The organism is Nitrososphaera sp. (assembly GCF_050748925.1).
Taxonomy (GTDB): Archaea; Thermoproteota; Nitrososphaeria; order Nitrososphaerales; family Nitrososphaeraceae; genus Nitrososphaera.
This window is the reverse complement of sequence record NZ_JBOGQF010000060.1, coordinates 1-10,862: the sequence shown is the minus strand read 5'-3', so window position 1 is coordinate 10,862 and position 10,862 is coordinate 1. Positions and strand designations below refer to the sequence as shown.

Annotated in this window: 12 protein-coding genes and 1 pseudogene; 10 read left to right on the top strand and 3 right to left on the bottom strand. The window is 52.0% G+C overall.

Annotated elements, in window-relative coordinates; all coding sequences use genetic code 11:
* Window positions 1-704 precede the first annotated feature (704 nt).
* Entirely contained in the window at window positions 705-1,220 is a 516-nt protein-coding gene (locus ACREAY_RS06530; RefSeq protein ID WP_431754958.1) for a hypothetical protein, read from the bottom strand.
* A gap of 107 nt (window positions 1,221-1,327) precedes the next feature.
* Here ACREAY_RS06530 and ACREAY_RS06525 point away from each other — a divergent pair, with 107 nt between their 5' ends.
* Together ACREAY_RS06525 and ACREAY_RS06520 are read left to right on the top strand one after the other, a co-directional pair.
* Complete coding sequence (locus tag ACREAY_RS06525; protein WP_431754957.1) at window positions 1,328-1,822, top strand: BsuBI/PstI family type II restriction endonuclease; 495 nt, start codon at window positions 1,328-1,330, stop codon at window positions 1,820-1,822.
* Window positions 1,823-2,339: 517 nt separating this feature from the next.
* A complete protein-coding gene (locus tag ACREAY_RS06520) occupies window positions 2,340-3,023 on the top strand; it encodes a hypothetical protein (RefSeq protein WP_431754956.1) in 684 nt (227 codons plus the stop codon).
* 297 nt (window positions 3,024-3,320) lie between these two features.
* Here ACREAY_RS06520 and ACREAY_RS06515 read toward each other — a convergent pair whose 3' ends face one another.
* Window positions 3,321-3,791: a hypothetical protein gene (locus tag ACREAY_RS06515; protein ID WP_431754955.1), complete on the bottom strand. Its 471-nt coding sequence runs from the start codon at window positions 3,789-3,791 to the stop codon at window positions 3,321-3,323.
* 181 nt (window positions 3,792-3,972) lie between these two features.
* On the opposite strand from ACREAY_RS06515, the gene ACREAY_RS06510 reads away from it, so the two are divergent.
* The 7 genes from ACREAY_RS06510 to ACREAY_RS06480 are packed head-to-tail and all read left to right on the top strand — an operon-like array spanning window position 3,973 to window position 10,261.
* The gene (locus ACREAY_RS06510; protein ID WP_431754954.1) at window positions 3,973-4,257 is read left to right on the top strand and encodes a hypothetical protein; all 285 of its coding nucleotides are present in this window, start codon (window positions 3,973-3,975) and stop codon (window positions 4,255-4,257) included.
* A 33-nt stretch (window positions 4,258-4,290) separates the two neighbouring features.
* Complete coding sequence (locus tag ACREAY_RS06505; protein WP_431754953.1) at window positions 4,291-5,046, top strand: isopentenyl phosphate kinase; 756 nt, start codon at window positions 4,291-4,293, stop codon at window positions 5,044-5,046.
* A complete protein-coding gene (gene fni, locus ACREAY_RS06500; protein ID WP_431754952.1) occupies window positions 5,047-6,138 on the top strand; it encodes a type 2 isopentenyl-diphosphate Delta-isomerase in 1,092 nt (363 codons plus the stop codon).
* Window positions 6,135-7,139, top strand: coding sequence for a polyprenyl synthetase family protein (locus tag ACREAY_RS06495; protein WP_431754951.1), 1,005 nt, complete (start codon window positions 6,135-6,137; stop codon window positions 7,137-7,139). Before fni ends, ACREAY_RS06495 begins: the two co-directional genes overlap by 4 nt.
* A gap of 1 nt (window position 7,140) precedes the next feature.
* A complete protein-coding gene (locus tag ACREAY_RS06490) occupies window positions 7,141-8,880 on the top strand; it encodes a glutamate--tRNA ligase (protein ID WP_431754950.1) in 1,740 nt (579 codons plus the stop codon).
* A 5-nt stretch (window positions 8,881-8,885) separates the two neighbouring features.
* A complete protein-coding gene (locus tag ACREAY_RS06485) occupies window positions 8,886-9,755 on the top strand; it encodes a fumarylacetoacetate hydrolase family protein (RefSeq protein ID WP_431754949.1) in 870 nt (289 codons plus the stop codon).
* Window positions 9,756-9,775: 20 nt separating this feature from the next.
* On the top strand, window positions 9,776-10,261 hold the full coding sequence (locus tag ACREAY_RS06480) for a hypothetical protein (RefSeq protein WP_431754948.1): 486 nt from the start codon (window positions 9,776-9,778) through the stop codon (window positions 10,259-10,261).
* On the opposite strand, the gene ACREAY_RS06475 is transcribed toward ACREAY_RS06480, so the two are convergent.
* Window positions 10,262-10,540 carry a hypothetical protein gene (locus ACREAY_RS06475; RefSeq protein ID WP_431754947.1) on the bottom strand — a complete coding sequence of 93 codons (279 nt, stop codon included), beginning with the start codon at window positions 10,538-10,540 and terminating at the stop codon, window positions 10,262-10,264.
* 110 nt (window positions 10,541-10,650) lie between these two features.
* Between ACREAY_RS06475 and ACREAY_RS06470 the strand changes: the two are divergent.
* A pseudogene (locus ACREAY_RS06470) lies at window positions 10,651-10,862 on the top strand (ferredoxin--NADP reductase); the annotation flags it as partial.

Sequence of the window (10,862 nt, the reverse complement as noted above, 5' to 3'; positions counted from 1 at the left end):
CTATCTCACCAGCATCGGTATCGAAAATCCTAACATCAAGGATCTCTGCGTATCGCGAATGGAAAGTGATCCGTTCAGCGAGCCTGAACTGAAAGCCTTTACCAAGGCACTACATCTATCCATGCAGGAAGAGCAGCCAATTTCAGTCAGTGTCAAATCATGAAAGATAGAAAATCTGAAGCAATGACCGAGCTTCCGCTTCCCTTAGATGGCAAGCAGGACATGGACACAGTAACATTGGCCGATTCTGACAATCGCAAAATCACGAAAGTTACCATCAAAGAACCGAAAAAATAGCCTTTGAGAAGATTCACTAAATCAGTATATTGAAGCCGCAAAGGTAGGACCGCTAAACGAATTTTTGAACGAAAAATGACCGATACAATTACTGGTCGAAAATGTCTCTTCGACCTACTACACTAAATATTGCAAGGAGATGACTTCCGGGGTCGATGATGTTATGAATACTTGCGCGATAAACTCCGAAGGTATTTTCAATGCTAAAAAGATTCTCAAACTTGTTCGTCAAAAGCTATTTCGCACTTCGAAATTCATTAATCTTTACTCCGATCGCTTTATGACCACCTTGGAAATTGCTCCAAATCCATACTTGTCTACGAAGACCTATTTTGTCGCCTCTAAGTAGGCTAGAAATTAATTGAAATGGAAGGAAACCAATATGGAACTTCTCTTCCTCTTAGTAATCACTTCAGCTCATCTTCATCCTCGCTCTCGGTTTTCCCCGGATTTTCTGAGAGAAATTCGCGTATTTTTTGAATTATTATCTCCAGAAGCCCCTCTTTAGACGGAGATGTGCCCTCATTGAGTTTACTTATTTGTGATAAGAGACCGTTAATTTGGGCATTCAGGAGAGTAATCCTTTGGGCGTACTCGCCTTGCGTAATTTTTGCTCTTGTGAGCTCTTCCGATAGATCTTTTACTCGTTCGACTCCTTTCTGAAGTTCTGAGTAAACCTCATTTCTAATCTTAACATCATTCATCTTAAGTATTTGATCAAGGATAGGTCGCATTATCTCCGGGAGTTGACTATCTTTGCCTTCCTTAATGGCATCCTTTGCCTTGACGATGCATTGATTGAAGTAACGGTTACCAATGATTTGTGTAACTTCATCAACTTCGAGAGACATGTCGCCTATGATTCTTTCCAGTAGGGCTACATTCTTAGCATCTACATGGTTGGGCAAGAATATGGAGCCCAATAGGTGACTAAATACTAGTCCTGGATTATTCGAATCAGAGGTCGGTTTCAAGAACGGGCTTATCGCGTGTATCCAGGCATGTGTTGTTATGCATGCGGGAATTTTAGGTGCCAGGACATGCATACAGACTAACGCTCAAGAGTCTGAATGAGAAATATGCAAAAGAGAGACAGATGGAAAAAATCCCTGTGACTCTACCAGACGGCAGGCCTGTCACACTTTCTAGCGGAGGCCAAAATACTCTCATAAAGAAAATTATTGAAGAATTTGCCCCAAGATTTACAAAGGACGGCAAAGTCTTGTATCTTGGAGATACTGGAAACAAGACTTTAGTTCTTGAAGAAGAAGCGCTCGGACGCTTAGGCATCAAAATCGAGCCTCGTGGCAAAATCCCCGATGTCATCATCCACGATACTAAGAATAATTGGCTTTTCCTGATAGAAGCAGTCACTAGTCATGGACCTATCAGCGGAAAGAGAATTGAAGAGCTTCAGGAAATTTTTAAGAATGCAAAATCAGGTCTAGTGTACGTAACTGCTTTTCTTGACAGAGCGACGATGGGTAATTATCTTAAAGAAATTTCGTGGGAGACCGAGGTTTGAACGGCTGATTCTCCATCACACATGATACATTTTAACGGCGAGCGATTCTTAGGTCCTTATAATAAGGACAAGAAATGATCATTCAATACTTTCCTTTGGTTCGTTTGCATGACTGCATATATAGCTTAGATAGTTCGGACCTTTACTACCTTACAGTATGACGTAAAGCCTTCCGTTATCCATATCCATTCTATCGATTCGCCAGGAGTCAGTCGCATTGCATGAACAATCTCCTTGGGAATCGACGCAGATAAGGTCACTCCATCTGGCCTTGCCCTGACTTTAGAATGCGGAAAAGGGTGTTTCGGCTGAGGCATATTAACAAAAAATTGAGCTTCTTCAAGGAAGTGATAGTGGGCAGAAAGCTTGCGACTAATCTAGGCTCCCTATTACCTACTGAAGTAGGATCTGGAAGAAAGACGGTAATACTAACATGAATGTCCGAAAAAGGGCAAACTGTTTAGCAATTTAAAGATAGATTTAAATCCTAGGCAGAGGAGTCCATAGGCTGTCGGATATGGAAATCACTGAATCTAACCTTGATGCGCCATCCGCAAAATTAGACGAGGAATTGAGGCCACTAATAATAGCAGAGATGAAGAAACTAGGCATTAACACCGATGTGCTTAGTCCCTTAACTAACGCTCAACTTTCTGATTTATTATATGGAATGAACAAGCTGACCATTCTAAACAAGCGATGTAGTTCTGCAGCTAAAAGCAATTCTGGAACAGATACTGCAAGTTTGCTGTCGTCAATCGATAAAAAACTTCTAAAAGAACTGGTAGTATCCAAAGGCGATGTATCAATGGTTGCATTGTCGAGGACTCTGCAGGTTCCTCTTACTACACTTCAGCGTCGACGAAAAAGAATAGAAGATTTACTGGTCCGCACATTTTCTCTGAAGTATCAGGAATTTGCAGTGAGGCAAATTACCTTTCTCTTGACAACGGAAGGACACAGTGGCGCATCAGTAAGTAAACAAGTTCTTACACTTGTCGGTATCACTAGGGCAGTACAAACGTTGAGTAATGCCGTCGATTTACAGATTGATGCTGTAGTAAAAACCAATAGAGAAATTGCAGACCTTGCTGAGCAGATAAAGGCCATTAAGGGTGTGAGAACTGTTACTTGGTTTGAATCAATCGCAGTGCTTGGAGAGAAAAAAGACACTGATCTTTCGATAATAGATTCTGCATGATTCTTTGTCTAAAATAAAAAGACCTCCTACTCTGCAACCGATGTTCGATTAGATGGCTCGTCCCGACCTTGATTATTACATTTTAAAATTGGAAATGGCCTGTATTACATGGCCGTATTACATTCGAGGTATTTCAGCCGCCGTTTGACGCTTTCTCATGGCTAAGATAAGGCTATCAGAGTGTTAATTGTAGCGTAAATAGATTATGATATGGGGAAACGCGGGCCCGATTTTATAGAGAGATGTGCATTCAGCAGAAAATGGACAGAGGATGGCTTTCGGTTCCTTTCACGGCTGTCAGCACCAAGGATAGGATAAGTCTCTTCCTTTTTCGAATGATGGTGGGATGTTGCAATGATTAGCAAATGGCACATCTTGATCATCATCCACCTCAAAGGCGCGGGACTTAATCCACGCCCCAGATGCAACGGTCGTCTCTCCGACATTTGTGATTATGATAGCGTGCCAGCCGGGATACAATGGCCTGAATTCTTGATAATAGGGTTCGGTGATGAATTTGGTAAACACCATGCCACCAGAAGGATCGACAAGAGTGACCAGCAATTCATATTCTGGAATCGGCTCATTTCCCGTGTTGGGCTCTATGCGAAGCTCCATTACCTGACCTGCCATCAGAGGATGGTTTAGATCCTGTGTTTGCCTTGGCTCAAGAGAGACATTCATACTGGTTAAAGCAGGGCTAGGCGCCGAGTCTTGAAAGGACAGGTTTGCCCATTGAATTAACAATCGTGTTGATACAGCAACCAAGCTAACTCCTGCGATTATGGATATTATTCTGCCTTTTGAGGCCATTGAAGAAAGAGCGCTGGTTCACCATACTTTAACATGCAGTAGCTTTCTTCTATGGGGCAAGAAAATAGTTCCAAATGGATAAGCCGAAATTCGTCGCCGGCGCTGACTTTTATAGCCATGCTGCGCTTGAGAGGCCATGGCAGACGGCGACAGGATAGAGTTTCGGATGCTCGACCACGCAAGCGTGGGCGACGACACCGTGTCGTTTCGGCTCGAAGACGGCACGACGGTTAAGGTCAAGGTCACGCTAGAGCGCGTCGGCATTGCGACCAACTACCGCAACCCGGACGGCACGGCGCACTATGCCGTCAACACCGCGGTCAAGGTCTATGTCATCCCAAGCGACAAAAAGTTCACGATGCCAAAAAGCCAGGTTGCCGGCAACGCCCCGCCGGACAGGCAGCCAAGCCACATCACTTAACCTTTAAATCCAATCCAAAAAGTACGGTTCTAAATGAAGCTTGCACTCGTCAAGCTGGGCGGCTCGGTGATCACACACAAGGATAGGCCGCTTGCAGCCAACGCCGGCGGCATCGACGCCATCGCAAAGGTGCTGGCGGGGCTTGACATGCCCCTCATAGTCGTGCACGGCGGGGGCTCGTTTGGCCACCACTGGTCCGTGAAATACGACATGCATACAAAGCCAGCGCCCTACGACCCGCGCGGCGTGGCGGTGGTGCACGAGTCGATGGTCGCGCTCAATCAGATAATCGTAAACGCGATGGTAAAGGCAGGCTCTAACCCTTATGCCATTCCGCCGCCAGTTTACACGGCAGGACACAAACCCATCGCGTCAAAGATAAAAGGCGTTTCAGTGATGGCTCAGAACAAAATCGTGCCTGTCACGTTTGGCGACGTGGTCCACATGGGCGGCAACAAATACTCTATTTTGTCAGGCGACTCGCTGATGTCGATACTCGCAAGGGCGCTGAGGCCGTCGCGGGTGATATTTGCCACAAACGTCAACGGCATCTATAAGGACATGGCGAGCAAGGAAATCGTGCCCGTCTTGAGGCCAAAGAGCGGTGTCGAGTTTGCCAAAGTGTCAGCTGATGTCACGGGCGGCATGAAGCGCAAGGTAATGGAAGCATTTAAGATTGCATCACTTGGTATGGACGTCATGCTGGTCAACGGGCTAGTACCGGAGCGCATCGCCCAGGCGGCAGGCGGCAGGAGAGACGTAGGCACGCTGGTAAAGGGGAAGAAATAGTTGCCAGACCCTTCAGATTCTGCGTCCGACATTGAGATAATAAAGCAGCGCAAAAAAGACGGCATCGACATCCCGCTGCAAAAGAACGTGCAGGCCAGGACGACGTCGACGTACCTTGAACACGTGAAGCTGGTCCACAACGCACTGCCAGAAATCGATTATGATAGCATCGACCTTTCAACCACATTTCTCGGCCACAGGTTCTCTGCGCCCCTCATTATCGACTCGATGACCGGCGGGACTGACGAGGCAACTGTCATAAACGGCAGGCTGGGCGAGCTGGCAGAAAAGTACGGCTTTGGCATGGGGCTTGGGAGCCAGCGCGCCGGCCTGAAAAGCGAAGAGCTGGCGTCCACCTATGCGATAGCGAGAAAGAACGCCCCAAATGCTTTTCTGATAGCAAACATTGGCGGCGCGCAGCTGGCCAAGGGCCTGACCGTCGACGACGCCAGAAAGATAGTAAAGATGATACGCGCCGACGCGCTCGTCGTCCACCTTAATCCTTTGCAGGAACTGGTGCAGCCGGAAGGCGAGCCAAAATACGCCGGCGTGCTTGCAAGGATCTCTGAACTGGTAAAGAACATGGACGTCCCCGTGATCGTCAAGGAAGTGGGGGCCGGCATCTCTCGAGAGGTGGCCGCGAAACTGGAGATGGCCGGCGTCTCTGCCGTCAACGTCGCCGGCGCCGGAGGCACGAGCTGGGCTGGCGTGGAAAAGGTGCGCGCAGAGATGATGAAAAACGACATCAAAAAGCACCTTGGCGAGCTCTTCTGGGACTGGGGCATACCGACAGCCGCAAGCCTCGTGCAGGCGAGGAGGGCGGTGAAACTCCCATTAATCGCGTCAGGAGGGCTCCGCAACGGCCTTGAAGTCGCAAAGTGCGTGGCTCTAGGCGCAAGCATGGCGGCAATGGCCTACCCGTTCCTGCGCGCCGCGTCGCAGTCAAGGGAGTCGCTCTTTGCGTTTGCCGACACCGTTCTGGCGGAATTAAAGAGCACGATGTTCCTTGTGGGCGCCGGCAACGTCCCGTCGCTTGCCAGCTCTAGGTATATATTGACAGGAGCTTTAGCAGAGGAGGTCAACCGCGCATGAAGGCCAGCAGCATAAAGGGCGAACTAGAGTCATGCGCCTCTTTGGTGAATGATTTTCTCGTTTCAAGCCTTGAGGGCAAGCCAAAGGCGCTCTACCAGGCATCGTCGCACTACATCCGCTCAGGTGGCAAGCGCCTGCGCCCGTTCATGGTGGTCAAGGGCTGCGAGCTCCTAGGCGGCAACCTGAAGCGGGCATTGCCTGCCGCCGGCGCGGTGGAGCTTGTCCATAATTTCACCCTCGTCCACGACGACATCATGGACAACGACGAGATGCGCCACGGCGTGCCGACGGTGCACAAGCACTTTGGCCTGCCGCTTGCGATACTTGGCGGCGACGTGCTCTTTTCAAAGTCGTTTGAGCTTTTATCGTACAACGGCAGAAAGGCCGGGATATCTGACCGCGCCATTACAGAGATGACGGGCCGGCTCGCAAATGCGTGCACCGTGATATGCGAAGGCCAGGTTACCGACATTGACTTTGCGTCAAATAGCAAGTTCCCTAGCGAGGCGCAGTACGTCGACATGATTGGCAAAAAGACCGCTGCGCTGTTTGAAGTGTCGTGCGCGCTGGGGGCCCTGTCGTCGCCGGACCCGGCCGAGCGCGACGTAGAAAACCTGTCGTCGTTTGGGAGGCACGTCGGCGTCGCGTTCCAGCTGGTCGACGACCTGATAGGCGCAATCGGCGACCCCAAGCTGACCGGCAAGGCGGCAGGCAACGACATCCGGGAAGGCAAAAAGACGCTGCCGATACTGCTTGCGCTGCGCAAGGCAAAAGGCGACGACAGGGACAGGCTGCTAAAGGTCTTTGGCTCTAAAGGGGCATCTGCGTCGGAGATTCGCGACGCGGTCCGGGTCGTGTCCGACGTGGGCGTCGGCGAGGACGTGAGGAATGCGGCCAGGCAGCACATGAGCAGGGCGCTTGAATCGCTCGCAGGCTATGACGGCCCGGCCAAGAGCTCGCTCAAGTTTGCGGCAGACTTTATCGTGGGCAGGAGTCTGTAGCTTGCCCCTTGCGCCAGACATTGAAAAGCTGGTCAAGACGCTTGCGCTGAAAAACGCGATCGAGCACCAGGGCAAGGCGCAGTTTGACGCGATAATTTCAAAGGTGGCCGGCTCCCGGCCCGACATGCGCGCTTCGATAAAGGCGGTCATACCGGAAATCAAGACGGCCGTGCAGGCCATAAACGCCATGCCACTTGACGCGCAAAAGGCGATGCTGGAAGAGATTGCGCCCGGCGAGCTTGAAGCAAAAAAGCAGGCAACGGCCGAGCAGCAGCACTTTCCTCCCCTTGAAGGCGCGGTGATGGGGCAGGTGGTGACCCGGTTTCCGCCGGAGCCAAACGGCTATCCTCACATCGGGCATGCCAAGGCCGCGATAATCGACGAGGAATACGCCCGGATGTATAATGGAAAACTGATACTGCGCTTTGACGATACCAACCCGCTCAAGGAAAAGCTGGAATACTATGACGCCATCCGCGAGGGGCTGGAGTGGCTCGGGGTAAAGCAGGACATGACAAAAAACACGTCAGACGACATGGCGCTCTTGCACGACTATGGGAAAAAGCTGGTCCAGACCGGCGGGGCGTACGTCTGCACCTGCCGCCAGGAGACGGTGCGCGACCTGCGGGGCAAGGGCCTGCCGTGCGAGTGCAGGCGCGACCCTGCTACCTCGCTTGACCGGCTTGCCCGGATGTTCGACGGCTCGTACGGGCAGAACGAGGCCATAATCCGGTTCAAAGGCGACATGGCCGACCAGAACACTGCCATGCGCGACCCCGCGCTCTTCCGCATACTCGAAGGCGACCACCCGAAACTCGGAAGCAGGATAAGGGTCTGGCCCACGTACGACTTTGCAGCTCCTGTGGAAGACAGCCTCGACGGCGTGACGCACGCCATGAGGACCAAGGAATACGAGCTGCGCAACGCGCTCTACTTTGCAGTGCTTGACAGGCTAGGCCTGCGCAAGCCGGCCATGATCGAGTTTTCCCGGCTGGAATTTGAGGGCGTGCCTGTGTCAAAGAGAAAGATCCGCCCGCTCATCGACGACGGCATCATAAAAGAGTGGGACGACCCGCGCCTTCCGACGCTGTCGGCGTTTCGCAGGCGCGGCTTTGTGCCGGAGGCGATACGCAGGTTCGTGCTCTCGCTTGGCATCACGCTGGCAGAGACAAAGCCGCCGTTCGAGTCGCTGGAGGCGTTCAACCGCAAGGTTATCGACCCTATTTCAATGCGCCTTTTCTTTGTGCGCGACCCTGTAGAGCTGGTCGTGGAAGGCGCGGATGAGCGGCAGGTGACCCTAAAGAACCATCCCACCGACGCGTCGCTAGGCACGAGGAGCGTCAGGGCAGGAGGCCGTTTCTACATCGCAGGCGACGACGCCGGCAACATGAAGGAAGGCGACGAGGTCCGCCTCATAGAGCTCTACAACATCAAGGTACAGCGCGTAGAGCGCGGTGACGGCCGGGTAAAGTCCGTCCACGCGTCGATGGGGGGCGCCGAAATCCGCCAGTCGATGCAAAAGATCCAGTGGATTGCAAAAGATGATATAGTTGATTTCAAGGTTATGATTCCGAAGGAACTGTACATAGGCGACAAGTACAACACGAACAGCCTGGAGATAGCTTTGGGCTGCGCAGAATCATTCGTGTCTACGCTAAAGCCGGACGCAAGGGTGCAGTTCGTAAGGTTTGGGTTCTGCAGGATAGATGGCAGTAATACTGCAATACTGACGCACAGGTAAGGAAAATGAAGATAGCGAGAATAAATGATGCCAAAGTAAAAGAGACCTATGCCCTTGTTTCTGACGACGGCAGGCGCCTGGTCATTCGCCAGGAGATCCAGGAGCAGACCGGCATACCGGTGCCGCCCAGCATAAAGGATTTCATGTTCCACGGCTGGCTCGACGAGGTAAGGCAGCAAAAGGACAGGCTGGCCTTCAAGCGCAGAATTGAAGACGTGGAATTGTTGGTTCCAATACCAAACCCGCCCAAAATCGTCTGCCTTGCATTCAACTATTACGACCACGCCCGCGACGCCGGCCTCACCCCGTCAGACGAGCCGGTGATATTCATGAAGCCCCGGACCGCGCTCAACAGGCCGTTTCGGGAGGTCATCTGCCCGTCGTTTGTGACGAGGCTGGACTATGAAGCCGAGCTTGCAGTCATCATCGGCAAGGACACGAAAAAGGTCTCTGAGGAGGACGCGCTGGACAACGTCTTTGGCTACATGATACTGCACGACGTCTCTGCTCGCGACATCCAGTTCAAGGACAAGCAGTTTACCCGCGGCAAGGGCATAGACACCTTTGCGCCGTGCGGGCCGTGGATAACGACCAAGGACGAAGTTGCAGACCCGCAGAACCTCCTGATCACCACAAAGGTCAACGGCGAGATACGGCAGAACTCGCCTTCAAGCAACATGGTGCTTTCAATAAGGAGGATAATATCGGCGCTGAGCAGGACCATGACGCTAGAGGCAGGAGACATCATATCCACAGGAACGCCGGCAGGCGTCGCCATGTCGATGAAGGAGCCGCGCTATCTAAAAGATGGCGACATCGTAGAGATAACAATCGAAAAGCTCGGCACCATCCGCAACCGCATAGTTTTTCAGTAGTGCCGTGCAAGTGAAGCCGCTTGAACAAGCCGCACATGATTGCCGCAAGGACGTTCTTTTCCCGCATGAACGAGGGCAGGTCGACCTGGCTTGACGAGGGCCAGCTTGTAAAGGGATGCGAAGAGTTTTTCCAGTCAAACGAATACAGCAGCATAGAGCGCAACGTCGCGTTTGCCGGCAGCCATAATTTCGTGTCGCCCCTGGTCGGCTCCAACGAGCTCCAGACCATCGCAACCGTGATGCGGCCCAGAATCGACAGGTTCGACATGGCGTTTTTTGGCTCGCTCGAGTCCATACTGTTTGACGTCGTCGACAACCACGAAAGGGCGGCGGTGATGCTGGTGGCAGACTCGCTTTCCTATCTTCCCATGACCAAGATAGTGGACGTGAGCGTAGCGCTTGAAAACCTGATGGGCGAGGGCATGTACCTCCTGTTCCTGAACGGCAGGTCTGCGCACGCGCTCTTTGACGACTTTAAGCAGTTGACGGCGCCGATACCGGTGTGACTATTTCTTTTCCGGGCGCGACAGCCGGGTCACCTCTCCTTCCATCATCCTGGCATAGTGCTCCCACGACTTGGCCGTCTTGGCCCGTATGTTTGCAAGCTGTATCGACAGGTTGAGGGCATCGAGGCAGGTCTCTAGCGAGCGCTCGGTGGCAAACTCGTTCATAGCTTTCTGAAACCTTCCTGCCAGCCTGCGCTCTTCTCCGCTCTGCTCGTTTATCGCGGTGTTGAGCTCGTCAACGTCGTCTTCGCTTCCGCCCTTGAACCACCCTGCTGCCATGGAACAATAATGAAGGCTGGATCATTTTACAATTGCGGCGCGTATTGTGCTGATTCCTACTGAATAGAGTGTAATAATGTATATATGATACAGCCCGAGCTTTGCCAATAATGGTAGTTGACAATAAAGGCAAGATAACCTACCTCCAGGTAATCAAGGAGGACCTTGCCGTATTCAAGATCACTCCCGAGAGCGGCCAGATCCCGGACTTTAAGGCAGGCCAGTTCCTCACCATCGGAACCAACGTGCCAAGCGTGGGCAAGATAATCTGGCGCGCCTACTCTCTTGAGGCGCCCCCGGAGCACAAGAAGCACTGGGAGCT

What these genes read in the sequence shown, in the direction of transcription:
- ACREAY_RS06520 (WP_431754956.1), top strand. Translation starts at nt 2,340, where the DNA reads ATGGAAATCACTGAATCTAACCTTGATGCGCCATCCGCAAAATTAGAC.
- ACREAY_RS06495 (WP_431754951.1), top strand. Translation starts at nt 6,135, where the DNA reads ATGAAGGCCAGCAGCATAAAGGGCGAACTAGAGTCATGCGCCTCTTTG.
- ACREAY_RS06475 (WP_431754947.1), bottom strand. Translation starts at nt 10,540, where the DNA reads ATGGCAGCAGGGTGGTTCAAGGGCGGAAGCGAAGACGACGTTGACGAG.
- ACREAY_RS06505 (WP_431754953.1), top strand. Translation starts at nt 4,291, where the DNA reads ATGAAGCTTGCACTCGTCAAGCTGGGCGGCTCGGTGATCACACACAAG.
- ACREAY_RS06485 (WP_431754949.1), top strand. Translation starts at nt 8,886, where the DNA reads ATGAAGATAGCGAGAATAAATGATGCCAAAGTAAAAGAGACCTATGCC.
- ACREAY_RS06510 (WP_431754954.1), top strand. Translation starts at nt 3,973, where the DNA reads ATGGCAGACGGCGACAGGATAGAGTTTCGGATGCTCGACCACGCAAGC.